Below are 26,871 nucleotides of genomic sequence, written 5' to 3'. Positions count from 1 at the left end.
GACATTTCCTCCACCCGGAGATTAGTAAGAATTGACCGCTCTCCGGCCTTTTCCAACCCATTTTTCCATTTTTTTGAGAATACTTTCCAGAGTAAATGAAATCAACCAATACATAATGGCAAGGCCAAGATAAATTTCACGTGAATGCGCACCCATATTCAACGATACGATCAGATTCGCTTTCCCGGTAATATCGATGAAGCCGATGGTAAAAGCCAGCGCTCCTTCTTTGGTGAGGGCAATGACTGAGTTGCCGAAATTGGGAAGCGCCACATAGAAACATTGGGGAAGAACAATCCTTCTGAAGGCTTGCACAGGCGTCAATCCTACACAAACCGCCGCCTCGTATTGGCCTTTATCAATCGACTCGTAGGCCGATCGCATGACCTCCGACATGGTTGCCGCAAACAGGAGAGAAAGAGTTACAATGACAAAGATGCCTTTATGAATATCGTTGATATCGACACCAAACCATTCCATCAGCAGTTCAGGTAACCCATAGTAGACAACAAATAACAATACAACAGAAGGTGTACACCTCAGAATTGTCGTATAGCCGTAGGCCAACGCTCTTGCGGGCTTGTTTTTCCCCAATTTGGCGGCGGCAAGCAAAAATCCGAATATGAGACCGAATATTACCGAAGCGATAACGACCGAAAATGTAGCCCCCAAATACGGTAATATTTGAGGCCAGTACCGAAAAATAAAACTTGCGTCAAACTCCTTCACATGTACACCTTCCCGCCCGGTTCATCATTTCAGGTAGCTTGCTGTATCCTCTCCCAAAAATTGAACCAGCAATTCTTTTGTTTTACCTTGTTCTTTCAATTGCTTGATGGCTCCATCATAGGCATCGGCCAAAGCCTGCTGCTTTTTATTGAACAAAGGCCATGTTTTGGTAGCGGCAAAAGTGCTCCATGCGAGCTCATCCGCCAAGTTGTGGTAGGCGCCGTCTTTGGCAACCACATTGATATCATAATTGGATTTGATCACCAGCCACGCGTCGTATTTTCCTTCGGCTATCAGCAATATGCCATCCTGCACGGTAAAGGACTCGGATGCTTCAATCGGGATCGGATCCTCCGGATGTTCATTGTTATAGGTTTGGACAAGAGAGTATTGGGCATCCTGGGGCGCGATAGGAAGAAGTTTTTTGTCGAGTTTTGCGATATCCGACAAATCGTGAATGGTGCCCTCATCCTCTTTGCGGATCAGCAGGCCCGAAGCACTGGCTCCCAGATACTCTTTCGGATAAATATACTTTGCAGCTCTTGCCTCGGTATAGAAGGCATTCTTCAGACCTACATCATACTTACCGCTTTCCACCCCGATTAACAAATCGTCGTCTGTCGTAGGGACGAACTCAAATTCGTATTGCGGCAGCAATTCATCGACAAGCTTCAACACCTCTACATCATAGCCTGTGGCCTTGCCGTTCTCATCCACATAGGTGATCGGTTTTCCGGTTTGCGCAAAAGCGACCTTGATTTTTTTTGCTTCCGCCGTACCGATCTTCGCATTCACTTCTGCATTGGTTCCAGTTTGGGTTTCCACAGCTTGGCTTGCGCAGCCTCCTAACGCAATAGATGCAATTAAGGGGGCAAACAGTACGGCAGTGAGCAGGCTCTTTTTCTTCTTGTTTTTCATCGTGGAAATCTCCTTTTGTCTTATATTTGGTTGGATTTTCCTGCCGCTTCATCAATGGCTCGATGGGCAAGCATCTCCAGCGTATAATCCTCCATTGGCGGATTATGCAGACCGAACCGGACATCCCGGTACAAGCGCTGCAAAAGATGGGTCTGCGACAGGCCGTGTATACCGACAACACGCATCGCTTTATCTACAATAGATAGTGCGCTCTGGATGGCGAACTGTTTAACCGCAGCGATATCGGGAGATACAAAACGGTGCTCCTCGGCACGAAGCTCCGCTTCCTGACTCCATCGCCCCGCTACGCCGTATAGAAAATGTCTGGCCGCTGTTAACTCCAGCTCCATTTGACCGATTTTTTGCCGGATATGCGGGAGTTGGATAATCGGGTTGTCCAGACTGTTCGGCTGATAGCGGGAGGCGAAGGTAATGGCTTCCTTGCTCGCTGCTATAGCAATGCCCAAATAACAGGCGGGAATATTGAGCATCGCGAAGTTGAGTCTTCCATTGGATTCACCGGGTGTTTTGGTATATACTCGCGCGCTTTCGGGAAGTTTGACCCGGTCAAGCACCAGGTCATGGCTGGCGGTTCCCCGCATGCCGACCATATTCCAGGTGGGGTCAATACGCAAACCTTCCGTATCGATCGGGATCAGAAAATCGGATATTCCCCCGGCCAGATCATCCCGGGCCGAAACAATCACATAGCCGAGTGCCGTCGAGAGAGAAGTAAACGCCTTTCTTCCGTTCAGCACAAACCCGCTGCCGGTCCATTCCGCAGTGGTTTGCGGCTTGCCGCCCCGAGAGGGGCTGCCTGTTGCAGCTTCGGAATCTGCGCGATTAATAAGCGCTCCCTGCTCGACTACGGCCCGGCATAATCTTTCGAAAGTCTCGCTTTCCCACAGCCGATTGTGAGTCAAATGAAATAAAGTGATATGGTGCCAGCCTATGGCCAAAGCGGTGGACGCATCCGCCTGGGCAAGCCGTTCCTGGCAAAGCAGGATGTCGTAAAGCGAGGCGCCTTCTCCCCCAAACTCCTTCGGAACCGCATACGTATGATAACCCGCTTTCTTCAGCTCCTGAATCAATTCAAGATTTAGTTCGTTGGTTTCATCCGCTTTTTGCGCTCCACCGATGTGACGATCGGCAATGGCACCTATGGTTTCAAGTTTATCCGCTTGTGCTTTTGTTGTGGCAAACCACTGTTCCAGTGTTGGCAAACCGATGCTCCCTCCTTTTTGTAATCCAGTCTCTGTCTTCATCAATTATATTAAATCAATCAAAATACTTGGCTTTAATTCTATCAAGTTTGATTTTAGATAGTCCATGTCATGATGTGATCATTGTATTTGAACAGTTCTTCATAGGAGCAGCGACCTTAGGATGGAAGAGTTTAATTCAATATTGAAATTCCGACCTGCTTACTGTAGAATACAACAAAATAAAATCACTGCATAAGCAAGTACTCATTACCGATCTTTACATGTCAAAATGTGATAATACCATGAGGCCGGACGTTCTTATTTGCAGCATGAACGGGGGAGGGTCTTATAAGGGAAGGGAGGAGCGTTGTTGAACAAGACGGAACCATTTGATGTTTGTAAGAATCACTATTTCAATGTAACGGAATTGGAAAAATCCAGCGCCGTATGGCCGGTGAGCATCGGAGTGGATGAATTGGAGATAAATCACCGAATCGGGCCGAAAATGGTTCCTTATTTCTATATGATATTTGTCCTGGAGGGACAGGGGGAATTGATTTACAAGCAGAAAAAGTATGTGCTTCATAAGTCCGACATGTTCTGCCTGTTTCCGCAAGTCGTTTACGAATACCGTACCGGCAAGGACGAGCCTCTGCGGAAGGTGTGGATCGCCTTCGAAGGCCCCCAGTCGCTGCGGCTGCTGGAACGAATAGGAATTAAGTCCTGCTCGCCCTATGCGGCGAATGTCTTGCATGACGGTGTGCTGAATCACATCCGAAGCTTGTTTGAACTTGCCAATGATGCAGACCAGAGCGATAGTGACTTATCCCGGTTGATCACATTTTACCGAATTTTCGAAGTGATCTCCCACCGTACGTCGGATACTTCTCGTCAACTTGTCTGTCCGGATTATTGGCTGCAGCAGGGCAAGGAATACATGGAAAGGCATTATTCGGACCACTTGAGCGTGGAGCAGGTTGCCGATTATGTTCACGTCACCCGGGCTCACTTCTCCCGGAGGTTTCATCAGGAATTCGGTGTTCCCCCGGCAAAATACTTGCAGCTGTTGAAGATTAAAGAAGCCAAGCGGCTGTTGGAGCAGACCGATCATAATTTATCTATTATCGCGCAAACGATCGGGTGTCCGGATGTGTTCACTTTTTCGAAAATGTTCAAGAAAACCGAGGGCATTTCTCCCCGAGAATACCGGCTTTTAAAAGGTGAGAAAGGAGCCGTTCCTGTACCGTCAAATTACTTGTAATGTTTGGTATTTCAGGAATGGTGTTCGCATTATATCAGGAATGGATGAAATCTTTTTTAAGCTTTCGGGGTTAAAGATATGCAAGAAGGCCGCTTTGGTGTCATCGCGACGCCGAAACGGCCTTTTTGCTTCGTTTTAATTAGAACGTAGGTACGACTGCGCCTTTGTACTTCTCTTCCACAAACTTCTTGACTTCCGGCGAATTAAGCGCTTTGGCCAGCTTCTGGATCGCATCGCTGTCCTTGTTGTCCGGACGTGCGGCCAGAATGTTGACCAGCCTATCCGCATAAGGCGAATCTTTATCTTCAATGATCAGCGCATCTTCGTTCGGTACCAGTCCGACCGTCAGTGCATAGTTCGTATTAATGGCCGCGGCATCCACCTCGTCAAGCGCGCGCGGCAGCGTGGCCGCCTCCAGCTCGACGAACTCCAGTTTTTTGTTGTTCTGCTCGATATCTCCGACTGTCGCGTCGACGTCCACGCCTTCCTTCAGCTTGATCAACCCGTGTTTGGCAAGCAGGCTGAGCGTGCGGCCTCCATTGGTCGGGTCGTTCGGAATTGCGATCTTGGCCCCTTCCTTCAGCTCATCCAAGCCTTTCACCTTCTTGGAGTAGACGCCGATCGGTTCGATGTGAACCCCCGTCACTTTCACCAGATCATAGGAACGTTCCTTGTTGAACTGCTCAAGATAGGCCGTGTGCTGGAAAAAGTTCGCATCCAGCTGCTTCTCGTATACCTGGACGTTCGGCTGAACATAGTCGTTAAACTCGAGGATTTCCAGCTTGACGCCCTCTTTGGCCAGCGCGTCCTTTACCGCATTCAATATTTCCGCGTGCGGCACGGGCGTAGCTCCGACCTTCAGCGTTACTTCCTGCTGCGTTTCGGAGGGAGGGCTGCTCTCTCCGCCGCTTGCCTGACCAGGCGTGTTCTGCTTAGTGCCGCAAGCGACCAATGCCGCCATCAGCACAAGCGCGACCAACGATAACCAAACTTTTTTCATTTTCGATAACTCCCCTTTCCTTCCTAAACCAGTTTTTATGCGAGACTCGTGCGGGTACAACATCCTCTTAACGGCGGATATACTTCCGTACGAGCAGGTCGCCGACCGATTGCAGCAGTTGGACGAGCACAACAAGCAGCACAACGGTCACAATCATGACATCGGGCTGAAAACGCTGGTACCCGTAGCGGATCGCCAGATCGCCCAGCCCGCCTCCGCCTACGACGCCGGACATCGCCGTATAGGAGACGAGCGTGACGGCCGTCACCGTAACCGCCGCGATAATGCCTGTACGTGCTTCCCGAAGCAGCACCCGCCATACGATCGTCCACTTCGAAGCACCCATTGCCTGCGCCGCTTCAATGACGCCGCGATCCACTTCGCGCAGCGCGGCCTCCACAAGCCGAGCGAAGAACGGCGCAGCGGCGATGACTAGCGGCGGTATCGACCCTTTGACGCCGATGGAAGTGCCGACAATCCATTTGGTCAACGGAAAAATGGATATCATCAAAATAACGAACGGCACCGAACGGGTAATGTTGACGATGACAGACAGCGTCCGGTGAACGACGCCGTTCTCCAGGATCTGGCCCCGTCCCGTCACGAACAGCAGTACGCCCAGAACCATCCCGAGCAGCACGGTGAATACTAGCGAAAAGCCGAGCATGATCAGCGTATCTTGGGACGCTTTCCATACTTCGTTCCAACGAATATTGTTGAACATTACGACACCACCTCCACATCGACGCCGCGATCCCGCAGCCGATCAACGATACGGTCCATATCGGCCGTTTCTCCGCGAAGCTCGATGAGCAGCTGCCCGTAGGGAGTGTTTTTCATCCGCGACACCGTTCCCTGCAAAATGGCGAATGTTGCGGCCGTTTCGCGGACCACCTCATACAGCACCGGTTCGTAGGTCGATTCACCGACAAAATGAATGCGCAAGAGCCGTCCTCCCCGATGCGCGTAAGCGAATTGATCGTCCGGCCACTCCGACACCTGCCCGACGAATTCGCGGGTAATGGCATGCTTCGGCTTGAGAAATACGTCAAGCACGTCGCCCTCCTCGACAATGCGGCCGCCGTCCATCACCGCTACGCGGTTGCAGATCGAACGAATGACGTGCATCTCGTGTGTAATGAGTAGTATCGTGATGCCCAGCTTGGCGTTAATATCCAGCAGCAACTGCAGAATCGATTGGGTCGTCTGCGGATCGAGCGCGGACGTCGCCTCGTCGCACAGCAGCACGTCGGGGTTCGTCGCGAGCGCCCGGGCGATGCCGATCCGCTGCTTCTGCCCACCCGACAGTTGGGCCGGATATTTGCCCGCATGGTCTCTTAGTCCTACCAGCTCCAGCAGTTCGTCTACCCGCGCCCGTATACGGGAGGAAGACCACTTGGCTAGCTTCAGCGGGAATGCGATGTTCTCCGTGACCGTAGCAGTCGTCAACAAATTAAAATGCTGGAAAATCATGCCGATCCGCCGCCGCTCCTGCTGCAGCTCTTTCTCCCGCAGCGCTGTCAGTTCTTTTCCGTTCACAATGACTCGACCCGACGTCGGACGTTCGAGCAGATTGACGCAGCGCAGCAGCGTGCTCTTCCCGGCGCCGGAGTGGCCGATTACGCCGAAAATATCGCCTTTGTCAACCTTCAGTCCGACATTAAACAGCGCCTCGGTCACAGCCCCGTGAGTCCGGTATGTCTTGCTCACTTGGTGCAGCTCGATCAGCGTCAATCCCTCCTTTCCAAAAAGCTACTATAATAACCTAGTTATACCATTGGATTAATATACATTAACATTAGGCAATTTTCAATAGTTTTTCCGTATGGAAAAGAAATAATTCGGTAGGCCAATGCGGATGATCCGCTGATAGCAGAACCGAGCGGCAAATGAGCCGTTCGTCTTTCTGCGTTGAAATGCAAATCAAACTTGAGATCTGGCCATACATATTTTCCCACCGATGCGGACAACCTACCTTTTGTCGATAATGAAAGGAGGATTCTGCCATGTATACAGGACAGCAACAGCAACAGCAGCAGAACATGAATACGGTCAGTTCCAAAGAGCTGGCTTACATTTCGGATTGTTTGAAAAATGAAGAACTGCTTGCCAAAATTGCCGCGCAGGGGGTGGCGGAAAGCCAAACCCCCCAACTCAAACAAAAGCTGGCGCAAATTGCTCAGGATCGTCTTCAAAATACGGATCATTTGCTCCGGACGCTGCAGCAGCATACGCAGATGAGCCACTAAAAACTACATAGGAGGCGCGTACAATAATGTACCAACAAAACCCGATTAGCCCCCGGCAAGCCGAAGCACAAGCCCATCATTTTCATTTGAATGAGCAGGATACGGCCAATCTCGTACTATCGGAGCTGAAGCGCGCCGCTCGTGAATACACCACAGCTGCGCTTGAAGCGACGCATCCGGTGATCCGTCAAACATTCGCGGGCCTAACGCAAAAAATGCTGCAGGACCAAGCAGAATTGTTTGATGTACTGAGTCAAATCAACGGCTACGGCTCAATTTCCATGGCTACCCAGCAGGAAGTGCAGCAGGAGCTGCAGCAGCACATCCGCAAAGCGGAGCAGCTGCATTCGGTTGTCCAGCAGGCGATTCAAAGCGGAAGCGCCTATCAGCAGCCGATCCAGCAGGCCGCAATCCAGCAGCCGTTCCAATCAGGGCATACAGCAGGTGCGGCAGGTTACGGGAACCAAGGCGTCGCTTCTTCGGGAGCTTCCTCTTATACCACGGGCGGCAGCTTTGGAGCCTATCCGCACCAAAGTTTCGGTTCGGCGCCAGCGTCCGGTTTCGGCCAAGGCGTTCACCCGGGCCACAGCTTCGGCTCCTCTGCCGCCGAGTCGCAGGAAAGTCATTATGGCTCAAAGTCCTCGGTGTCCGGTACGGACAGCCAGGATAACTTTACAGCCAAATCGGTACAGGACTATACGAGCAATAAATTCAGCAGCGGATTACAGGAAGCAAACGACTCCAGAGAACGGCAGGATCAAAGCCATTCTGTATCCGGAATAACTTCTCCGGCGGCGCGTTCCGGCGGAGGTTACAGTTTTGGGGTTCACTCTTCCGCTTCGGATGCTTCCACAGGCATTCAGACGTCGGTATTGACCACAAACCATACCAAGACGCCATCGTCTCCATCGGGGCGACAGTTCTCTTAACAGCAAGTATGATGTAACCCGAACAAGACTTTGCGAACCTTTATTTATAAATGAAGGGAAGCAGAGTTTTTTATTTAAAGAAGTCCGGTATGGATCGTCGCAATGGACTCAGTCCGACGTCTCAAGAAGTTCCTTGGGCGTCCAATGCGGTATATTTTTTCGTTTTTGAACCATAATACGAGAAAAACGCCACAGCAGGAGGGGCTTCGTCCGATGAGACTATGGTTGACATTGGTTCTGATTACCGGGCTGCTTGCCGGATGCCAGACACAAGGGGATCGCAACTCTACCAATATAAAGACGCTGCAAAAAACCGTAGGCCGGGAACAGCTGCTCCAGACATTCAGCCGGATCATGCCGCCGCCGATGAACAAGGAAATCATGAACCAATCCGACGAACAGGTCATCGCGTGGATCCGTCAGGTGGACGATTGGACGCATAAAGTACTTTCTTCCCCGCCGACGGGTGAAATGGATAGGTATGCGATGCAGGAGATGCGGACGCATTTGGAGCAGGTGTATACTCCCGAGATGGCGCAGCGGATGATCGATTATTTTTACCGGCATGACTACACGATAGGCACCTATCAGGCGAACAGCACCAAAGCGATGCTGGGCTTGCGAAGCGAATGGAGCAAGTATGAACTGAACAAATCGCAGCCGGCCCCGGGCCAGTATAAGATTTCCTTGACGGGAAGAACGAGATTTGATTACGGCGAGTCGGTTATGCAGCATGAGTCGGCTTACCGCGTGCAGGGCGACCGTTTGATCGTGACGGATTTTCAGACGCGCTCATAGACCCGTAACGCTTCATACACTGAGACACAGAGCATCCTTGGAGGTGTTCTGTTTTTTTGTTTTTATGAGAACATACATTCTCTTTTCGTTCGGCGAATATGATATAATAGAGGATATTTCCTTTATAAGTCCGGCATTTGACACTTCCTCCGGGGTAGCATAGACTTTATTCTAGACAAGCTGATAGTGAATATCGTACCCCTTTGACCGGGGTGCGTTTCGGCCCTTTTCACACGAACAGGAGGCATCCCCTTGCATTTGCGAATGGAACAATGGAAGCATATTTTTAAACTGGACCCGGACCGGGACATATCGGACGATGCCCTGGAGCGCGTATGCCTGTCCGGAACGGACGCCGTGATGGTTGGCGGTTCGACGGGCGTTACGTTCGACAACACGGTCGATCTGCTGGCGCGTATCCGGCGCTACGAGGTGCCCTGCGTGCTGGAGATATCCGATCAGGAGGCGATTGTCCCCGGATTTGACCTGTTTATGATTCCTGTTGTGCTCAACGCGGGTGATACCCAGTGGATCGTCGGCCGGCACCATCAGGCGCTGAAGGAATACGGTGCTATTATCGATTGGGATCAGATCGTGACCGAAGGCTATATCATATTGAACGGAGACGCCACCGCGGCCAAACTGACGGAAGCCGACACCCGTCTAAGCGTCAAAGACGTTGAAGCGTACGGGCGTATGGCTGATCGGCTGTTCCGCTGTCCGATCGTATATTTGGAGTACAGCGGCACGTTCGGCGACATGGCGTTGGTCAGAAGAGTACGCAGTCTCCTGAGCCAGGCACGGCTGTTTTACGGCGGCGGCATTGATGGGCCCGAGAAAGCGCGGCAAGCGGCTGAAGCGGCACACACGATTGTAGTAGGCAATGCCGTGTATGAGAATTTGGAGCTTGCTTTGGCCACGGTCGACGCCGTGCGTTATGGAAAAGCTGCAGAAAGGGAATAAAAACAAATGATAAATGAAACGACAGATATTTTTAAAGCGATTGAAAAACTGAATCCGCAGCAGCGCCAAGCCGTCGAGACGGTAGAGGGGCCTCTGCTGATCATGGCCGGCGCGGGAAGCGGTAAAACCCGCGTATTGACGCACCGGATCGCTTATTTGATCGCAACCCGCAAGGCGGCGCCTTGGAGCATCCTGGCCATCACGTTTACGAATAAGGCCGCAAGGGAAATGCAGGAGCGCGTCAGCGCGCTGGTGGGGCCGCAGGGGCAGGATATTTGGGTATCGACCTTCCACTCGATGTGCGTCCGTATTTTGCGCAAGGATATTTCAAGAATCGGGTTCACTTCGAATTTCACCATTCTCGACTCGGGAGATCAGCTTTCCGTGATCAAGAACTGCATGAAGGAGCTGAACATCGATTCCAAAAAATTCGAGCCGAAGGCCGTGCAAGCGGTTATCGGCAACGCCAAGAACGAGCTGATTACGCCGGAGAAATTCGAGCAGAGGATCGGCGATTATTTTGACGGAATCGTTGCCAAGGTCTATGCGCTCTACCAGAAAAAGCTCAAAAGCAACAATTCGCTTGATTTCGACGACTTGATCATAAAGACGATCGAGCTGTTCCAGCAAATGCCGGAGGTGCTTGATTTTTATCAGAACAAGTTCCAGTATATTCACGTCGACGAATACCAGGATACGAACCGTGCGCAGTATATGCTGTGCCGTTTGCTCGCGAGCAAGCATCAACGCATCTGCGTCGTGGGCGACAGCGACCAGTCGATTTATCGCTGGCGCGGAGCGGACATCAGCAATATTCTCGATTTCGAGAAGGATTATCCGAATGCGACGACCATTCTGCTTGAGCAAAATTACCGTTCGACCTCTACGATTCTGAATGCGGCGAATAAAGTCATTGCCAATAACCTCGGACGGAAGCGGAAGAATCTGTGGACCGACAAAAGCGGAGGAAATAAAATCCGGCTGTACCAGGCCGATTCCGAGCATGAGGAAGGCTACTATATTACAAGCGAAATTCGCAAACAGGTTGAGCAGGGCCGTAAATACAGCGATCATGCCATTCTGTACCGTACCAACGCGCAGTCCCGGGTCATCGAAGAAATTTTGATCAAGTCGGATATTCCTTATCAGATTGTAGGCGGAATCAAGTTCTATGACCGCAAAGAGATTAAAGATATTTTGGCCTATTTGCGGCTGATTTCCAATCCGGATGACGATATCAGCTTTGCCCGCGTGGTTAACGTGCCTAAGCGGGGGATCGGAGATGCGACGGTAGACAAGCTGGCTGCGGCAGCCGGTCAATTCGGCGTATCGATGTTTGCCATGCTGGAAAACGTTGACAGTATGGAAATTGGCGCCAAAGCGCGCCATGCGCTCTCGGATTTTCGCGAAATGATCGAAAACCTGTATCGGATGGTCGATTATTTGTCCGTGACGGAGCTGACCGAGAAGATGCTTGAGATGACGCATTACCGTGACGAGCTGAAGCGGGAAAACACGCTTGAATCGCAAGCCCGGTTGGAGAACATCGACGAGTTTCTGTCGGTCACGATGGAATTTGAGAAACGCAACGAAGATAAATCGCTCGTTTCGTTTCTCACGGACCTCGCGCTGATCGCCGATATCGATTCGATGAATAACGACCCCGAAGCGGGCAAGCAGGGCGTCGTGCTGATGACGATGCACAGCGCTAAGGGATTGGAGTTTCCGGTCGTGTTCATTATCGGCCTGGAGGAGGGCGTATTCCCGCACAGCCGTGCGCTGATGGATAATGAGGAGCTTGAGGAGGAGCGGCGGCTTGCTTATGTCGGCATCACGCGTGCCGAAGAGGAGCTGTACCTGACGTGTGCACGGATGCGCACGCTGTTCGGGCGGACGTCGGCGAACGCTCCGTCGCGTTTCATAAACGAGATCCCGCAGGAGCTCGTGGAGGCTGTACGCGCCGGAGGCGGGTTCAGCCGCGGCGGCACCGGAACGGCGTGGGGCGGCGGCGAACGCCGCTTCGGCAGCACGCCGGCTGCGGGCCGGGCGCCCGTGAGCTTCCGCGGCGCCGGTGCGCCTGCCCCGGGGGGAGCCACGCCGAAGGCGGTGGACTATGCCATGGGCGACAAAGTTTCGCATGGCAAATGGGGCACGGGCGTTGTCGTTGCGATCAAAGGCTCGGGCGAAGACACCGAGCTGCAGATCGCTTTCCCGGCTCCCATCGGGGTCAAGCGGCTGCTGGCCAAATTCGCCCCGATTACCAAAGCAAATGAATAGAGCCAGGAGAGGACGAACTGACCATGCCGGATGCTATGGAAACCATGCAAACCCTCATAGAAGAAATCAATAAGCATAACTATCTGTACTATACATTGGACCAGCCTTCCATCAGCGATGCCGAGTATGATGCGCTTTATGCGAAGCTGGTCGAGCTGGAGGCGGAAACCGGGACGGTACTGCCGCATTCGCCGACACAGCGGGTGGGGGGAGAGCTGCTCAAAGGCTTTGAGCCTCACCGCCACCTCTCCAGACTTTGGAGCCTCGACAAAGCACAGAATCGCGACGATTTGATGGCATGGTACCAACGGGCTCAAAAACTGGTGGATCAATACAATGCACAGAATCCGGAGAACCTGCTTCCGCCTTTATCTTTCGTCGTGGAGCTGAAATTTGACGGCCTGACCCTGAACCTGACATATGACCGCGGCGAGCTTGTTCAAGCGGCTACCCGCGGCAACGGAGTGGTGGGTGAAGGCATTTTGCCTCAGGTAAAGACGATCAAGTCCATTCCGCTGCAAATTCCGTATAAAGAGGGCGTGATAGAGGTACAGGGGGAGGGGATCATGAACCTGTCCGTACTTGACGCCTATAACCGGACGGCTGCAGAGCCGCTCAAGAACGCACGCAATGCCGCGGCTGGAGCGCTTCGCAACCTGAATCCGAAGGTGACGGCTGAGCGCAAGCTGAATGCTTATTTTTACAATGTAGGCTATTCCGATGCGTTGAAGTTCCGGGATCATCAAGAGATGGTTGCCTTTTTGCGCGATAATCGATTTAAGGTCAGTCCGATGGTGAAATTCCTGAACAGCATCGATGCGGTGGCAGACGAGCTCGAGAAGCTTGCAGAGATGCGCGATACGTTTGATTTTCTGATTGACGGGCTTGTGGTCAAAATTAACGATATGCGTACTCGCGATGTGCTGGGCTATACGGATAAATTCCCCCGGTGGGCGGTTGCCTATAAATTCGAGGCGGAAGAAGCGGTTACCACCCTGCTTGGCGTTACATGGAACGTAGGCCGAACCGGCAAAGTGACCCCTCTGGCCCGTGTCGAGCCGGTGGATATCGGAGGCGTGACGGTCCAGAACTGTACGCTCAATAATATAGAGGATATCGAACGCAAAAATTTAAAATATGGGCTGGGAAGCCTCGTTTATATTAGGCGTTCCAATGACGTGATTCCCGAAATACTCGGCAAAGTAACGGATGAGGCCGATGGGGAGGAGATTGTTGCTCCCGATACCTGTCCTTCCTGCGGACATGCGCTTGAGAAGAAGGGGCCGCATTTGTTCTGTACGAATCGTCTGGACTGCCGCCCGCAGCTCGTGGGCCGCATTACCCATTTTGCGTCCCGCGACGCGATGGATATTGAAACCTTCAGCGAGAAAACGGCGGAGCAGCTCTATGACACATTAGGGGTTCGGGACCCTTCCGATCTTTACTATTTGACGTTCGAGGATTTGATCGGGCTGGAACGGTTCGGTCAGAAGAAGGCGGAGAATTTGATTGCTGCCATCGAGAAAAGCAAACAGCCGGATCTGGCATCCTTTTTATACGGCCTCGGCATTCCAAACACGGGGAAAACGACGACCAAGGAATTGGCGGATCATTACCGCAGTCTTGAGAAGCTCATGCAGGCTACTCCCGAAGAGCTTGTCACCTTGCCCGATATCGGAGGGATTGTGGCCGATAGCATCGTAGGTTTTTTCCAGGATCCTACCATGCGGCGCAGCATCGAACGGCTGCTTGCAGCCGGCGTAAAGCCGGTCAGTGAGGAAGCTCCCGCTGTCGTAGACGAGGATAACCCGTTCTTCGGCAAAACCGTCGTGCTCACGGGAACGCTGTCTTCCATGAGCCGTGACGAGGCGGCCAAAAAGCTGGAGAAGCTGGGCGCGAAGGTAATGGGGAGCGTCTCCAAGAAAACGGATATTGTCATTGCCGGTGAAAGCGCGGGAAGTAAGCTGACCAAGGCGCAGGAACTGGGTATCCGTATTATCGACGATGAAGAAGAGCTGAAGCGGCTGCTGGGAGAAGCATAGCCCGCGCCTATTATCTAATCGACCGCCGGGATGAGATTTGTCCGGCGGTATTATTTTTTGGAGGAGGTTGGATTGGTTATGCTGCATCTTGTGAATGGGGATTGCTTTGCCGACCGGTTGAGAGAGGTTGTGTCGGGAGAGAATATTCTCGTTTGGCGGGAGGCGCTGTATGAGGGGCCCATTTCCGCTGCTTTTACGGATCCCGCGACACGTGAAGCGCGGCCAGCGCTATTTTACTGAAAAAGGGGTTCCGGAGGGATTATTTAGAAGGTACATGGAGGAGCAGGAGACAGTGCTGGAACGGTATCGTGAGCATGACGAGGTTGTTCTTTGGTTCGAGCACGATCTGTTTGATCAGACCCTGCTTATTTACTTGCTCCAATGGTTGGCCGCACGAGAACGGGGGGCGGTATCCATAAATCTTGTCTGCATAGATTCGTTTCCGGGTGTGCACCCTTTTAAAGGCTTGGGTCAGTCGAGCACAAAGAGACGGCTTCTTTGTATGGTTCCTGGAAAGAGGTAACGGTTGAACAATTTCAGCTTGCACGGCAGCGTGGGAGGCTTATGCGGGAAGTAACCCTGAAGCTTTGGTTTTCTTGCTGAAGCGGGATATATCCGCTCTTCCTTATTTGTATCGGGCTATCCTGTGCCATTTGCGCAGGTTCCCGTCGGTGAGGAACGCCGTACAGGAGGCCATTCTTGAAGGGGTTGCCAACGGTATAGTTCAGCCTGTTTTTTTATTTGCCCAAATCAGCAATCAGTTCAATGATTTAGGGATGGGCGTCGTACAATTTTGGGCGGAGCTTGACGAGCTTGTTCACGCTGAGCATCCGGTTATTGAGCTGGAAGGAGGGCGTCTTCCCGATTATAGCGGCAATCTGGATTCCGACTTTTTACGCTATGTCCGTATCCGGCCCACTTCATTAGGTTGCGAGCTTCTTCAAGGCAGGGCGGATTGTGTGCATGTCAACGGGATAAAGCGGTGGCTTGGAGGATATCAGGCTCATGGCAAAGGCCCGGTATGGCGCTGGAATGGATCGGTGGAACAGTTAATGTATTTGTAGAAAAAAGGTATTGCATTTACCCCTGGATTTATGATACATTATCCCTTGTCGCCGAAAAGCTTGTCCGAAACAAACGGTGAGTCCTAACGGCGATGGAAATAAAAATCTGTTGCAAATCCTGACGAAAAATGATAAGATTAATTCTTGTCTGACAAAATTTGCAACATTGACGAAAGCTCTTTGAAAACTGAACAAATAAGAACGAATGCTTAGTGCAATAACACATTTGAGCTAAATCAGCTCTGTACGATAAACAAGCGCTTTGACCGGCTCCGGCTGGTGAAAGTCGCCCTTTATTGGAGAGTTTGATCCTGGCTCAGGACGAACGCTGGCGGCGTGCCTAATACATGCAAGTCGAGCGCCAGGGGTGCTCCCTTAGGGGAGCCCCTCTGGAGCGGCGGACGGGTGAGTAACACGTAGGCAACCTGCCTGTAAGACCGGGATAACTACCGGAAACGGTAGCTAAGACCGGATAGGTGATTTTTCCGCATGGAGGGATCAAGAAACACGGTGCAAGCTGTGGCTTACAGATGGGCCTGCGGCGCATTAGCTAGTTGGTGGGGTAACGGCTCACCAAGGCGACGATGCGTAGCCGACCTGAGAGGGTGATCGGCCACACTGGGACTGAGACACGGCCCAGACTCCTACGGGAGGCAGCAGTAGGGAATCTTCCGCAATGGACGCAAGTCTGACGGAGCAACGCCGCGTGAGTGAAGAAGGTTTTCGGATCGTAAAGCTCTGTTGCCAAGGAAGAACGCCTTGGGGAGTCACTGCCCTGAGGGTGACGGTACTTGAGAAGAAAGCCCCGGCTAACTACGTGCCAGCAGCCGCGGTAATACGTAGGGGGCAAGCGTTGTCCGGAATTATTGGGCGTAAAGCGCGCGCAGGCGGCCGCTTAAGTTTGGTGTATAAGCCCGGGGCTCAACCCCGGATCGCACCGAAAACTGGGTGGCTTGAGTGCAGGAGAGGAAAGCGGAATTCCACGTGTAGCGGTGAAATGCGTAGAGATGTGGAGGAACACCAGTGGCGAAGGCGGCTTTCTGGACTGTAACTGACGCTGAGGCGCGAAAGCGTGGGGAGCAAACAGGATTAGATACCCTGGTAGTCCACGCCGTAAACGATGAGTGCTAGGTGTTAGGGGTTTCGATACCCTTGGTGCCGAAGTCAACACAATAAGCACTCCGCCTGGGGAGTACGCTCGCAAGAGTGAAACTCAAAGGAATTGACGGGGACCCGCACAAGCAGTGGAGTATGTGGTTTAATTCGAAGCAACGCGAAGAACCTTACCAGGTCTTGACATCCCTCTGACCGGTACAGAGATGTACCTTTCCTTCGGGACAGAGGAGACAGGTGGTGCATGGTTGTCGTCAGCTCGTGTCGTGAGATGTTGGGTTAAGTCCCGCAACGAGCGCAACCCTTGAGCTTAGTTGCCAGCATTAAGTTGGGCACTCTAAGTTGACTGCCGGTGACAAACCGGAGGAAGGTGGGGATGACGTCAAATCATCATGCCCCTTATGACCTGGGCTACACACGTACTACAATGGCCGGTACAACGGGAAGCGAAGGAGCGATCCGGAGCAAATCCTTATAAGCCGGTCTCAGTTCGGATTGCAGGCTGCAACTCGCCTGCATGAAGTCGGAATTGCTAGTAATCGCGGATCAGCATGCCGCGGTGAATACGTTCCCGGGTCTTGTACACACCGCCCGTCACACCACGAGAGTTTACAACACCCGAAGTCGGTGGGGTAACCGCAAGGAGCCAGCCGCCGAAGGTGGGGTAGATGATTGGGGTGAAGTCGTAACAAGGTAGCCGTATCGGAAGGTGCGGCTGGATCACCTCCTTTCTATGGAGTCCATGTTACCTGCAGGGTAACGGACAATAAGCAAGAAGCATTCGTTCCTTATTTGTTCAGTTTTGATGGAGTTTTCCTTCATAAGTAAGGGGCCATAGCTCAGCTGGGAGAGCGCCTGCCTTGCAAGCAGGAGGTCAGCGGTTCGATCCCGCTTGGCTCCACCATTCTTCCCAGAATGACACTTGAAAGAAGCCCATCATTATGGTAGAATGTCATTCGTTGCCGCCAAAAACGGCAGCAGATTTGTTCCTTGAAAACTGGATATCGAAACAAAGCAAAATGCTGAATCATCCCGCTGCGATTTTCGTGAGGAAATCGTCAGCAGCCGATACGTAAGTGTCGGTACCGAATAACCAAATTGGTTAAGCTAATAAGAGCACACGGAGGATGCCTAGGCGCCAGGAGCCGATGAAGGACGTGGCGAACGACGAAATGCCTCGGGGAGCCGTAAGCAGGCTTTGATCCGGGGATGTCCGAATGGGGAAACCTGCGTATCGTAATAGATACGTACCATGCAGTGAATACATAGCTGCATTGGAGGCAGACGAGGGGAACTGAAACATCTAAGTACCCTCAGGAAAAGAAAACAAAAGTGATTCCGTCAGTAGCGGCGAGCGAAAGCGGATTAGCCCAAACCAGGGGGCTTGCCCCCTGGGGTTGTGGGACGTCAACGTGGGTTGAGCAGAGTAGGTGAAGCGGTCTGGAAAGGCCGGCCAGAGAAGGTAACAGCCCTGTAGCCGAAATTCTGCGAAAGCCCTAGACGGATCCCGAGTACCGCGAGACACGTGAAACCTCGTGGGAATCCGGCAGGACCATCTGCCAAGGCTAAATACTCCCTGGCGACCGATAGTGAAGCAGTACCGTGAGGGAAAGGTGAAAAGAACCGCGGGAGCGGAGTGAAAGAGAACCTGAAACCGTGTGCTTACAAGAAGTCAGAGCCCGTTAAAGGGTGATGGCGTGCCTTTTGTAGAATGAACCGGCGAGTTACGTTTGCAAGCAAGGTTAAGGTGAGAAGCCGTAGCCGCAGCGAAAGCGAGTCTGAACAGGGCGAATGAGTTTGCAGGCGTAGACCCGAAACCGTGTGATCTACCCCTGTCCAGGGTGAAGGTGCGGTAACACGCACTGGAGGCCCGAACCCACGAATGTTGAAAAATTCGGGGATGAGGTGGGGGTAGCGGAGAAATTCCAATCGAACTCGGAGATAGCTGGTTCTCCCCGAAATAGCTTTAGGGCTAGCCTCGGGAGATGCGTCGTGGAGGTAAAGCACTGATTGGGTGCGGGGCCCGCCAAGGGTTACCAAGTCCAGTCAAACTCTGAATGCCACAGACGTTATCCCGGGAGTCAGACAGTGAGTGCTAAGATCCATTGTCAAGAGGGAAACAGCCCAGATCATCAGCTAAGGTCCCCAAGTGTGTGTTAAGTGGGAAAGGATGTGGAGTTGCGCAGACAACCAGGATGTTGGCTTAGAAGCAGCCACCATTCAAAGAGTGCGTAATAGCTCACTGGTCGAGTGACTCTGCGCCGAAAATGTAACGGGGCTAAACACACCACCGAAGCTATGGCTAGATATGAATATATCTGGGGTAGGGGAGCGTTGTAACAGCGTAGAAGGTTGATCGTGAGGACAGCTGGAGCGGTTACAAGTGAGAATGCCGGTATGAGTAACGAAAAGATCAGTGAGAATCTGATCCGCCGAAAGCCTAAGGGTTCCTGAGGAAGGTTCGTCCGCTCAGGGTAAGTCGGGACCTAAGGCGAGGCCGAAAGGCGTAGTCGAAGGACAACAGGTTGAAATTCCTGTACCACCGTGAACCGTTATGAGCAATGGGGTGACGCAGAAGGATAGTGACGCGAGCTGATGGATGCTCGTCCAAGCAGTGAGGCTGGTGTGTAGGCAAATCCGCACATCGAAAGGCTGGGCTGTGATGGGGAGGGAAAATTGGAGTACCGAAGGTCATGAGTTCAGGCTGCCAAGAAAAGCCTCTAGCCAGGGAGAAGGTGCCCGTACCGCAAACCGACACAGGTAGGCGAGCAGAGGATGCTAAGGCGCGCGGAAGAACTCTCGTTAAGGAACTCGGCAAAATGACCCCGTAACTTCGGGAGAAGGGGTGCCCCGGTAGGGTGAATAGCCCGAGGGGGCCGCAGTGAAAAGGCCCAAGCGACTGTTTAGCAAAAACACAGGTCTGTGCGAAGCCGCAAGGCGAAGTATACGGGCTGACGCCTGCCCGGTGCTGGAAGGTTAAGGGGAGCGGTTAGGGGCAACCCGAAGCTGTGAACCGAAGCCCCAGTAAACGGCGGCCGTAACTATAACGGTCCTAAGGTAGCGAAATTCCTTGTCAGGTAAATTCTGACCCGCACGAATGGCGTAACGACTTGGGCGCTGTCTCGACGAGAGATCCGGTGAAATTTTAATACCTGTGAAGATGCAGGTTACCCGCGACAAGACGGAAAGACCCCATGGAGCTTTACTGCAGCTTGATATTGGACTTTGGTACGATCTGTACAGGATAGGTGGGAGCCTGGGAAGCATGAGCGCCAGCTTGTGTAGAGGCGACGTTGGGATACCACCCTGATCGTATCGGAGTTCTAACCTGGTGCCCTAAGCGGGTATGGGGACAGTGTCAGGTGGGCAGTTTGACTGGGGCGGTCGCCTCCTAAAGCGTAACGGAGGCGCCCCAAGGTTCCCTCAGAATGGTTGGAAATCATTCGCAGAGTGCAAAGGCAAAAGGGAGCTTGACTGCGAGACAAACAGGTCGAGCAGGGACGAAAGTCGGGCTTAGTGATCCGGTGGTACCGAATGGAAGGGCCATCGCTCAACGGATAAAAGCTACCCTGGGGATAACAGGCTTATCTCCCCCAAGAGTCCACATCGACGGGGAGGTTTGGCACCTCGATGTCGGCTCATCGCATCCTGGGGCTGAAGTAGGTCCCAAGGGTTGGGCTGTTCGCCCATTAAAGCGGTACGCGAGCTGGGTTCAGAACGTCGTGAGACAGTTCGGTCCCTATCTGTCGCGGGCGCAGGAAATTTGAGAGGAGCTGTCCTTAGTACGAGAGGACCGGGATGGACGTACCGCTGGTGTACCAGTTGTCTCGCCAGAGGCACGGCTGGATAGCCAAGTACGGAAGGGATAAGCGCTGAAAGCATCTAAGCGTGAAGCCCCCCTCAAGATGAGATTTCCCAGTATGTAAGACCCCTTGTAGACGACGAGGTAGATAGGTTCGGGGTGGAAGCACGGCAACGTGTGGAGCTGACGAATACTAATCGGTCGAGGGCTTATCCAAAAAACACATGAAGATGATCAGCGGCTTGGTTTCGATCCAGTTTTCAGGGCGCAAGTCTTGAGTTTTGTTCAAGCTTGGAGAGATACCCAAGTGGCTCAAGGGGACCCTCTGCTAAGGGGTTAGACTGCGTAAGTGGTGCGAGGGTTCGAATCCCTCTCTCTCCGTTGGCTAACTGTGGCGGCGTAGCTCAGCTGGCTAGAGCGTACGGTTCATACCCGTAAGGTCGGGGGTTCGATCCCCTCTGCCGCTACCATTTTTTTAATTGATTTATAAAGGTTCGATATGCGTTTATCGAATGATGGAGGCTTAGCTCAGCTGGGAGAGCATCTGCCTTACAAGCAGAGGGTCGGCGGTTCGATCCCGTCAGCCTCCACCATCATATGCCGCTGTAGCTCAATTGGTAGAGCAACTGACTTGTAATCAGTAGGTTGGGGGTTCAAGTCCTCTCGGCGGCACCAGTATCCTGATGCGGAGCCGTGGTGTAGAGGCCTAACATGCCTGCCTGTCACGCAGGAGACCGCGGGTTCGAATCCCGTCGGCTCCGCCATGATATACATCCTGTAAGGGATGAGAACCCATTAGGGTTCGTCGGAGCTTTAACCTCGTTAGCACTGCATCGCAGTCTCGAGTGAAACGAGAGTATCCCGTCGGCTCCGCCATGATTTACAAAGATTAGACCTGATCTATAGATGACAAGCTATAGTACATAAGGCTCGGTAGCTCAGTCGGTAGAGCAGAGGACTGAAAATCCTCGTGTCGGCGGTTCGATTCCGTCCCGAGCCACCATAGGCTTTTAATCCGGAGGCTTAGCGAAGTGGCCAAACGCAGCAGACTGTAAATCTGTTCTCTGACGAGTTCGGTGGTTCGAATCCATCAGCCTCCACCAGTTCATAAGAGCCATTAGCTCAGTTGGTAGAGCACCTGACTTTTAATCAGGGTGTCGTAGGTTCGAGTCCTACATGGCTCACCATTTGGTGAAACCGTAGAGAGACCTTTAGAAGGTCTCTTTTTTGCATTTTGTAAAAGTTACTGCAACGACTCACGACCCTCTTCGCTGACGATTCAAACGATTCGCTTCCCCCTTACATTTTCAAGCAATAGGCATGAGAACGGGCTATAATTCCCTGAGGTTGGCTTTTTCTTTAATGTAGTCGGCTGTACGGGAAGCCAACGCCATGACCGTATTCGTCGGATTGCCGGCACCCGAGGTAACAAAGATACTGGCATCACAGATGAACAAATTTGGAATGTCATGCGTCTGACCGTAGGAGTTGACCACGGAGCTCTCCGGGTCCGACCCCATGCGGCAGCCGCCCATCAGATGGGCGGTATCGGGCACGACGAATTCCGGCCTTCCGCCGGCGGCTTTAAGAATGTCTTTCATTGTACTTACGGCATGATCAATAAGCCGCTTGTCGTTATCGCCGTAGCTGAAGGTGACTTTGGCCAGCGGCATGCCGTTCGAGTCCTTGCATTCGCTCAGGGTGACGGTGTTGCCGGGGTCGGGCAGCACTTCGCCGACCATGGTAATGCGCGCATAGGCGTTATAGTCGAGCACCGCTTCACGCAGACGTGTGCCCCAGACCGGGCGGCTGCCGCCCGACTTGGAGATGCCCTGGGCAAAGCTCAGCGGCCTGACTCCGCGGGCGTGCAGCGTGTAGCCGCGCGTGACACCCCCGGTTAGATGATAGAAATCCTGCGTCGTCGCAAGTACCGGCGTTCCTTTGTACAGCCGCACATCGTGATCGAACCGCGCGTAGACGTCATTGCTGCTGTGCGTCATGAACGCTTTGCCCACCCATCCGCTGCTGTTCGCAAGCCCGTTGGGGAACTGCGCATTGGCCGAGTTTAACAAAAGCCTCGGGGTTTCCACGACATACGCGGAGATAATGACCAATTTAGCCCGCTGTTCATAGGTCTTGCCGTTATGAACGAAGGTGACGCCGGTCGCCCTGCCGTCTTTACCGACGTTAACCTGTGTGACCATACAGTCGGGAAGAACCTCCGCTCCGGCCCGTATGGCTTTTGGAATGTGCACGATCAGTGTGCTGAATTTGGCGTTCGGCATGCAGCCCTGCGTGCAGAAGCCGCGGTTAATGCAGGGCGGTCGGCCCTCAAAGGGCGCTGACAGGATGGCGAGCGGGCTGACCACCCAGCGAATGCCTAGCTTCTCGCAGCCTTTAGCGAACAATTGGGCGTTCGGGCTGATCGGATCACGCTCCGGGTACGGATAGGGGCCGTGGAATGATCCCCAAGGGAAATACTTCGGACCCGATACGGCGATTTCTTTTTCCACTTTATCGTAGTAGGGCGCCAGATCCGCGTATCCGATCGGCCAGTCTTCTCCTACGCCGTCAAGCGTCCTAGACTTGAAGTCTGTCTCGTGAAACCGCAAGAAGACGCCGGTAAAATGCACCGTGCCTCCGCCTACCCCTTTGCCGGAATTGTTGTGCCCCATCTGGAGCGGGTCTGCACCATCTACAATGCGCGTATCCTGCCAGCCCAGCTGCTTCATGGCCAACTCATCGCTGGCAAAGTCGTGCTGCGGGTCGCGAAACGGCCCTGCATCCAGCACTACGATTCGCATTCCGGCTTCACTGAGCTCCTTGGCCAGAACCCCTCCCGCCGCGCCGGCACCCACAATGACGACGTCCACCGTTTCGTTTTCGTATTTCCGCTTCATTCTTTTTTCTTCTCCTCCTTCGCCTCCCAGGGATCGAGATGTTCCATACGAGCGTAGCCGCGAGGGTAAGCCGGTCCGCCAAATCCGATTTCCGACCATATCTCCGGATGGGAATAATAGGCTTCTATGCTCAAGGAAAGCAGCTTCTGGAAAAATACCTGCTGGGGTACGTCCCGCCACACTTCGTGAGGAACCGCCTCGCCCTGGCTGACCTCTTCCATAAGCTGTTTTTTCTGCTTCTCCTCCAGATGAAAGAAAAGCTTCGTATGGATGGACTGGCATGCCGCTTCCAGCGCCTGCAGACCCTGGCGAACCAGCTCTTGGACTGGAGGAATCCCGGGCTTGCGCTGGCTCTCCTCTCCGGAGGCCAGTGACCGGTCGATGTGGCCGAGCACGAATTGTATGATCTCCGGACGGGCGTCATCCATTAACAGACTGCACCATGCTCTCAGCATTTCCGCTTCCACCGTTGTGAGGAAGGTATGGCCCCCGAAGGTTTGCAGCCGGGAGTTAACGATTTTTCGCGTATGTTCATCCCATTCATGCTGTTCGTTCATCACATTGTAAGAGGGGTAGCGGGTAAGACGTTTCATAGGCTGACTTACCTCCAATAGTAAGCGATCAGGCCCAGCACGCTGATCGCGATGTACATCATAGGCATGAGGACAGGCGGGCCGACCAGAAAATTGCGCATGCTGTAGCCGCCTACACGCAAGCCTACGCCGTGAAAATGATAGTAGAAGCCGGCGGTGCCGGTCAGAACGCCGAACCACATCAGGAAAACAAAGACAGAAAGCAGCCAATCCGGGCGGGATATGGCAATCCATATCGCTGCCAGACTGTAAATTGGCGATGAAATGACAGGAGACCACATCGCTTTGTGATGGAAGTTCTGGCGGTAATGCGATAGCGTGACCTGTACCCACACGGCCAAAAAAGCCAAGCCGACAAATAAAAATACAACGCGCTCCAAGGGCCAACCGGTCCAATTCATAGGAATCGCCTCCATGTGAGATTAAGCTTGGGGCCGGGGTTGCCCGGGAAAGGTTAAGGAACCGAACGGCATGACGGCCAGTTCCAGCGGGGATGTCTTCGACAGATCTTTCAGAACCGTTTCCAGATGATCCGCCGGATGGAAGCCCAGAAGCTCCGTCATGTGACGGGGGAGGGAAGAATGCAAATACACCGGATGGCTGTTAAGCACTTCGTCTACGTGCAATATTTTATGGGCGCCGAGCACAAAGTGCTGTTTCAGCTTGGCCGTCATCCGCGGCCGGTCCGATATCGTTTCGACCCAGTACTGAAACATGCCGTTGCCGAGTCCCTCGGAAAGCTCCGCCGCCATCAGGATCGGCCCTCCCGGCTTGGTAAACGCAGCGGCATTGCGCAGAGCTTTTACCGCTTGATAGAGCTGCCGGTCTTTAGGATCCCCTCCGGGAGATACAATGACGAGATCGTACCGTTTGCGAACGGGATGCAAGAAGCGGGCGGAGGCAAGAGCTGCGCCGGTTCGATGAGCCGAGTGTACATTTCCGGCTACCGCGTCCAGAACATGCCTGTCCATATCGACGATCACGTTGAGAAGAAAATGAATGGGAACGAAGGCATGAGCTTCCTCGAGATCGCGGTGAATCGGATTATCCGGATCCCCAATCGCCGCGCGGTACTGCAGAGACAGTCCGTGATTGTGCTCGATACAGGACTGCGAGGCGACGCCGGGAATCAGTGCTTTCACCCCGCCGGAGACGCCGACCAGGGCATGAGGCTCGATGTTGCCCGTCGCGATGCGAAGCGGCGCTTCAACCACCCGCCGGTTGATTTCCACCGGCGTGCCGTGCGAGGTCGTTCCAACATGCACGCAATCCTCAGGCAGAGCGGAATGATTGTACACCCTAATTCTTTGGTATACGGCCTCCCCCACCAATTCCCGCAGTTCCTCTTCGGTATGCTTCCGATGAACGCCGAGCGCCACGATGATATCGATTCCGTCGTCTTGAATGCCCGCGGATCGTAGCTCTTCAAGCAAAGGTTCCAACAGCAGCGGAGTCGGACAGAGCCTTGTGCCGTCGCTGACCAGAATGACCGCCCGGCTGTATCCGGCCGCCAGTTCCCGAAGTCCGGGCGAGTCGATCGGTGCCTTAAGCGCTTCCCGGATCAGATGTAAAGAGCGGTCACGCCCTGCGCATGGCTGCTCCTGCATGTAAGTAATCGTCTCGTAAGAACAGGCCGGGGGGATTTCAAAAGAAACAGTTCTCGTACCGTAACGCAAGCTTGGAATGACCTTGCCCTCCTTCGATATTGGCGGGATAGCGTCCGAATGCAGACTCTTAAAAATTATTTCCATATTGCAATAAATTATCCTGAATGATGGAGCGCCAAAGTACGGACATTGCGCCCTTTTTATTTTTACGGCAGTGCAGTTATGCTACAATATAGAACAGCGAACGAAGTAATCTTCATCATTATTTATAGAAGGTTGGGAGCCAGGACATGGATTGGGAACTGTTAAGGGAGCGGCTCGAGAAGACGTTGAACGTTCCGGTAAAATCGGTCAAATGGTCATGGGACGACTGGCGGCGCGATGCGCAGGAAAGCGGAGCGGGGAGCTTGGCCAAGGGTGGGGAAGTGTACTTTTTCGTGCAAAAGGAAGGGCAGGACGCCCGGCTCTTTACGGTGCGGGAGGATGCGGTCACTCCGGTGGAACGCCGGCTTGTCGAGCTAATGCTGGAAGCGTGGAATGTCCGGGACAAAAAAAGCCCGGTAACCGTGAGTGAATTGGAGCGCAAGGCGGGACTGGTACGCGAATGGTTCCGGGAGCAGCAGGAGCTCGGATTGGTCCAGGCGGAGATGCCGGATATGCTGGTGTCCCAGCTGGGGCTGTATTCCACCAAAATTCCGCTGCTGCTGTACGGCGATTACACGACGGCCCGCCGCGTGCAGTATCTTGAGCTGAAGAAGCTGCTGGAGTCGTTTTTTGATGCCGAAATCACATTGATTCCTTTGACAGATAAAGAATGGCTCATGCTGGCGCCGGAAAACATCCTTTCTATAGATGACAAGGAGGATCGCGACCCTGATGAAGAAACGCAGGAGGATCTGCTTGCGGCGGTGGGCTATGGATTGCATGAAATGCTGGAGAATGAATGGGTGGGGGAGTGTCACCTGGCTGTCCATTACCCGATTCTTCCTTCCAAAGAGCTTTATGCAGCTATATTGCAGCTGCGGGAGACGATGATGCTGGGACGGACGTATCATGTTGGCAGCACTACGCATTTGCCATGGGAGCTTCAGCTTGAAAAGTTGGTGCATCTGATCCCCGAAGCGGAGAAGGCCGGTTTTTTGGAACGCGCCGCCCAACGTCTGGACCTGGCATTCGATCCGGAGACCCTAACGACGCTCGAGCATTTCTTTCAGCTCGACTGCAACGTCAGCGAAACGGCCAAAAAGCTGTATATTCACCGGAACACACTGCTGTACCGGCTGGACAGATTCAAGCAGGAAACGGGATTGGACGTTCGGACCTTCAATCATGCGGTGCTGGTCAAAATCGCTATGCTATTGTACAAAGTCACGAAAAGAAAGTGATTTTTTTGTGAAGATTGTGCATAGTCAGCCTGCGGT

At 53.1% G+C, this 26,871-nt stretch carries 20 protein-coding genes, 9 tRNA genes and 2 rRNA genes; 21 read left to right on the top strand and 10 right to left on the bottom strand.

Going from position 1 to position 26,871, the window contains the following annotated elements; all coding sequences use genetic code 11:
• Positions 1 to 21: 21 nt before the first annotated feature.
• The 3 genes from IJ22_RS20150 to IJ22_RS20140 are packed head-to-tail and all read right to left on the bottom strand — an operon-like array spanning position 22 to position 2,870.
• Positions 22 to 729 carry an amino acid ABC transporter permease gene (locus tag IJ22_RS20150; RefSeq protein WP_062410095.1) on the bottom strand — a complete coding sequence of 236 codons (708 nt, stop codon included), beginning with the start codon at positions 727 to 729 and terminating at the stop codon, positions 22 to 24.
• Between the two features lie 24 nt (positions 730 to 753).
• Positions 754 to 1,647, bottom strand: a complete 894-nt coding sequence (locus tag IJ22_RS20145) for a transporter substrate-binding domain-containing protein (protein WP_054819891.1) — start codon at positions 1,645 to 1,647, stop codon at positions 754 to 756.
• Positions 1,648 to 1,667: 20 nt separating this feature from the next.
• A complete protein-coding gene (locus tag IJ22_RS20140) occupies positions 1,668 to 2,870 on the bottom strand; it encodes an acyl-CoA dehydrogenase family protein (protein WP_062410094.1) in 1,203 nt (400 codons plus the stop codon).
• Positions 2,871 to 3,222: 352 nt separating this feature from the next.
• On the opposite strand from IJ22_RS20140, the gene IJ22_RS20135 reads away from it, so the two are divergent.
• Entirely contained in the window at positions 3,223 to 4,113 is an 891-nt protein-coding gene (locus IJ22_RS20135) for a helix-turn-helix domain-containing protein (RefSeq protein ID WP_235594180.1), read from the top strand.
• A gap of 139 nt (positions 4,114 to 4,252) precedes the next feature.
• Here the strand turns inward: IJ22_RS20135 and IJ22_RS20130 are convergent, their stop codons facing one another.
• From IJ22_RS20130 to IJ22_RS20120, 3 genes are all read right to left on the bottom strand, one after another.
• The gene (locus IJ22_RS20130) at positions 4,253 to 5,113 is read right to left on the bottom strand and encodes a MetQ/NlpA family ABC transporter substrate-binding protein (RefSeq protein WP_062410092.1); all 861 of its coding nucleotides are present in this window, start codon (positions 5,111 to 5,113) and stop codon (positions 4,253 to 4,255) included.
• A gap of 67 nt (positions 5,114 to 5,180) precedes the next feature.
• Complete coding sequence (locus IJ22_RS20125; RefSeq protein ID WP_062410091.1) at positions 5,181 to 5,837, bottom strand: methionine ABC transporter permease; 657 nt, start codon at positions 5,835 to 5,837, stop codon at positions 5,181 to 5,183.
• Positions 5,837 to 6,841: a methionine ABC transporter ATP-binding protein gene (locus IJ22_RS20120; RefSeq protein WP_062411080.1), complete on the bottom strand. Its 1,005-nt coding sequence runs from the start codon at positions 6,839 to 6,841 to the stop codon at positions 5,837 to 5,839. Before IJ22_RS20120 ends, IJ22_RS20125 begins: the two co-directional genes overlap by 1 nt.
• A 278-nt stretch (positions 6,842 to 7,119) precedes the next feature.
• On the opposite strand from IJ22_RS20120, the gene IJ22_RS20115 reads away from it, so the two are divergent.
• From IJ22_RS20115 to IJ22_RS20025, 19 genes are all read left to right on the top strand, one after another.
• Positions 7,120 to 7,362 carry a hypothetical protein gene (locus IJ22_RS20115; protein WP_054819894.1) on the top strand — a complete coding sequence of 81 codons (243 nt, stop codon included), beginning with the start codon at positions 7,120 to 7,122 and terminating at the stop codon, positions 7,360 to 7,362.
• 26 nt (positions 7,363 to 7,388) lie between these two features.
• Entirely contained in the window at positions 7,389 to 8,291 is a 903-nt protein-coding gene (locus IJ22_RS20110) for a spore coat protein (protein ID WP_062410090.1), read from the top strand.
• A 213-nt stretch (positions 8,292 to 8,504) separates the two neighbouring features.
• A complete protein-coding gene (locus tag IJ22_RS20105; RefSeq protein WP_062410089.1) occupies positions 8,505 to 9,089 on the top strand; it encodes a hypothetical protein in 585 nt (194 codons plus the stop codon).
• 264 nt (positions 9,090 to 9,353) lie between these two features.
• The gene (gene pcrB, locus IJ22_RS20100) at positions 9,354 to 10,052 is read left to right on the top strand and encodes a heptaprenylglyceryl phosphate synthase (protein ID WP_062411079.1); all 699 of its coding nucleotides are present in this window, start codon (positions 9,354 to 9,356) and stop codon (positions 10,050 to 10,052) included.
• A 6-nt stretch (positions 10,053 to 10,058) separates the two neighbouring features.
• Positions 10,059 to 12,329, top strand: coding sequence for a DNA helicase PcrA (pcrA, locus tag IJ22_RS20095; protein WP_062410088.1), 2,271 nt, complete (start codon positions 10,059 to 10,061; stop codon positions 12,327 to 12,329).
• A gap of 23 nt (positions 12,330 to 12,352) precedes the next feature.
• Positions 12,353 to 14,371: an NAD-dependent DNA ligase LigA gene (ligA, locus tag IJ22_RS20090; RefSeq protein ID WP_062410087.1), complete on the top strand. Its 2,019-nt coding sequence runs from the start codon at positions 12,353 to 12,355 to the stop codon at positions 14,369 to 14,371.
• Between the two features lie 78 nt (positions 14,372 to 14,449).
• Entirely contained in the window at positions 14,450 to 14,611 is a 162-nt protein-coding gene (locus IJ22_RS26835; protein WP_235594179.1) for a hypothetical protein, read from the top strand.
• Positions 14,612 to 14,967: 356 nt separating this feature from the next.
• Entirely contained in the window at positions 14,968 to 15,435 is a 468-nt protein-coding gene (locus tag IJ22_RS26830) for a hypothetical protein (protein ID WP_235594178.1), read from the top strand.
• 293 nt (positions 15,436 to 15,728) lie between these two features.
• Positions 15,729 to 17,279: ribosomal RNA gene (locus tag IJ22_RS20075) — 16S ribosomal RNA — on the top strand.
• A 97-nt stretch (positions 17,280 to 17,376) separates the two neighbouring features.
• Positions 17,377 to 17,452, top strand: a tRNA-Ala gene (locus IJ22_RS20070).
• 196 nt (positions 17,453 to 17,648) lie between these two features.
• Positions 17,649 to 20,567 (top strand): 23S ribosomal RNA (locus tag IJ22_RS20065).
• The 16S and 23S rRNA genes sit together here with 9 tRNA genes alongside, the layout of an rRNA operon.
• A 76-nt stretch (positions 20,568 to 20,643) precedes the next feature.
• A tRNA-Ser gene (locus tag IJ22_RS20060) sits at positions 20,644 to 20,731 on the top strand.
• Between the two features lie 12 nt (positions 20,732 to 20,743).
• Positions 20,744 to 20,820, top strand: a tRNA-Met gene (locus tag IJ22_RS20055).
• A gap of 47 nt (positions 20,821 to 20,867) precedes the next feature.
• Positions 20,868 to 20,943: transfer RNA gene (locus IJ22_RS20050), tRNA-Val, on the top strand.
• Between the two features lie 6 nt (positions 20,944 to 20,949).
• A tRNA-Thr gene (locus IJ22_RS20045) sits at positions 20,950 to 21,025 on the top strand.
• 12 nt (positions 21,026 to 21,037) lie between these two features.
• Positions 21,038 to 21,114: transfer RNA gene (locus IJ22_RS20040), tRNA-Asp, on the top strand.
• A gap of 163 nt (positions 21,115 to 21,277) precedes the next feature.
• Positions 21,278 to 21,353, top strand: a tRNA-Phe gene (locus IJ22_RS20035).
• A 14-nt stretch (positions 21,354 to 21,367) separates the two neighbouring features.
• Positions 21,368 to 21,453: transfer RNA gene (locus IJ22_RS20030), tRNA-Tyr, on the top strand.
• Positions 21,454 to 21,461: 8 nt separating this feature from the next.
• Positions 21,462 to 21,537, top strand: a tRNA-Lys gene (locus IJ22_RS20025).
• 144 nt (positions 21,538 to 21,681) lie between these two features.
• Here IJ22_RS20025 and IJ22_RS20020 read toward each other — a convergent pair.
• From IJ22_RS20020 to IJ22_RS20005, 4 genes are read right to left on the bottom strand one after another with little or no spacing between them, the layout of a single operon-like run.
• On the bottom strand, positions 21,682 to 23,250 hold the full coding sequence (locus IJ22_RS20020) for a GMC family oxidoreductase (protein ID WP_062410084.1): 1,569 nt from the start codon (positions 23,248 to 23,250) through the stop codon (positions 21,682 to 21,684).
• The gene (locus tag IJ22_RS20015) at positions 23,247 to 23,843 is read right to left on the bottom strand and encodes a gluconate 2-dehydrogenase subunit 3 family protein (protein WP_062410083.1); all 597 of its coding nucleotides are present in this window, start codon (positions 23,841 to 23,843) and stop codon (positions 23,247 to 23,249) included. The genes IJ22_RS20020 and IJ22_RS20015 overlap by 4 nt, the downstream gene beginning before the upstream one ends.
• A gap of 8 nt (positions 23,844 to 23,851) precedes the next feature.
• Complete coding sequence (locus IJ22_RS20010; protein WP_062410082.1) at positions 23,852 to 24,244, bottom strand: hypothetical protein; 393 nt, start codon at positions 24,242 to 24,244, stop codon at positions 23,852 to 23,854.
• A gap of 21 nt (positions 24,245 to 24,265) precedes the next feature.
• Positions 24,266 to 25,594 (bottom strand): nickel-dependent lactate racemase family protein, encoded by a 1,329-nt coding sequence (locus tag IJ22_RS20005; protein ID WP_171006041.1) that lies wholly within the window; start codon positions 25,592 to 25,594, stop codon positions 24,266 to 24,268.
• A 146-nt stretch (positions 25,595 to 25,740) separates the two neighbouring features.
• Between IJ22_RS20005 and IJ22_RS20000 the strand changes: the two genes are divergently transcribed.
• A complete protein-coding gene (locus tag IJ22_RS20000) occupies positions 25,741 to 26,835 on the top strand; it encodes a PucR family transcriptional regulator (RefSeq protein ID WP_062410081.1) in 1,095 nt (364 codons plus the stop codon).
• The last annotated feature ends 36 nt before the right edge of the window (positions 26,836 to 26,871 follow it).

Origin of the sequence: Paenibacillus naphthalenovorans, assembly GCF_001465255.1 — a bacterium.
In the GTDB taxonomy this organism is placed as follows: Bacteria; Bacillota; Bacilli; order Paenibacillales; family NBRC-103111; genus Paenibacillus_G; species Paenibacillus_G naphthalenovorans.
This window is presented reverse-complemented; position numbering and strand designations above follow the sequence as displayed.

What these genes read in the sequence shown, in the direction of transcription:
- IJ22_RS20145 (WP_054819891.1), bottom strand. Translation starts at nt 1,647, where the DNA reads ATGAAAAACAAGAAGAAAAAGAGCCTGCTCACTGCCGTACTGTTTGCC.
- IJ22_RS20130 (WP_062410092.1), bottom strand. Translation starts at nt 5,113, where the DNA reads ATGAAAAAAGTTTGGTTATCGTTGGTCGCGCTTGTGCTGATGGCGGCA.
- IJ22_RS20125 (WP_062410091.1), bottom strand. Translation starts at nt 5,837, where the DNA reads ATGTTCAACAATATTCGTTGGAACGAAGTATGGAAAGCGTCCCAAGAT.
- IJ22_RS20115 (WP_054819894.1), top strand. Translation starts at nt 7,120, where the DNA reads ATGTATACAGGACAGCAACAGCAACAGCAGCAGAACATGAATACGGTC.
- IJ22_RS20110 (WP_062410090.1), top strand. Translation starts at nt 7,389, where the DNA reads ATGTACCAACAAAACCCGATTAGCCCCCGGCAAGCCGAAGCACAAGCC.
- IJ22_RS20105 (WP_062410089.1), top strand. Translation starts at nt 8,505, where the DNA reads ATGAGACTATGGTTGACATTGGTTCTGATTACCGGGCTGCTTGCCGGA.
- pcrB (WP_062411079.1), top strand. Translation starts at nt 9,354, where the DNA reads ATGGAACAATGGAAGCATATTTTTAAACTGGACCCGGACCGGGACATA.
- pcrA (WP_062410088.1), top strand. Translation starts at nt 10,059, where the DNA reads ATGATAAATGAAACGACAGATATTTTTAAAGCGATTGAAAAACTGAAT.
- ligA (WP_062410087.1), top strand. Translation starts at nt 12,353, where the DNA reads ATGCCGGATGCTATGGAAACCATGCAAACCCTCATAGAAGAAATCAAT.
- IJ22_RS26835 (WP_235594179.1), top strand. Translation starts at nt 14,450, where the DNA reads ATGCTGCATCTTGTGAATGGGGATTGCTTTGCCGACCGGTTGAGAGAG.
- IJ22_RS20020 (WP_062410084.1), bottom strand. Translation starts at nt 23,250, where the DNA reads ATGAAGCGGAAATACGAAAACGAAACGGTGGACGTCGTCATTGTGGGT.
- IJ22_RS20015 (WP_062410083.1), bottom strand. Translation starts at nt 23,843, where the DNA reads ATGAAACGTCTTACCCGCTACCCCTCTTACAATGTGATGAACGAACAG.
- IJ22_RS20010 (WP_062410082.1), bottom strand. Translation starts at nt 24,244, where the DNA reads ATGAATTGGACCGGTTGGCCCTTGGAGCGCGTTGTATTTTTATTTGTC.
- IJ22_RS20005 (WP_171006041.1), bottom strand. Translation starts at nt 25,594, where the DNA reads ATGGAAATAATTTTTAAGAGTCTGCATTCGGACGCTATCCCGCCAATA.
- IJ22_RS20000 (WP_062410081.1), top strand. Translation starts at nt 25,741, where the DNA reads ATGGATTGGGAACTGTTAAGGGAGCGGCTCGAGAAGACGTTGAACGTT.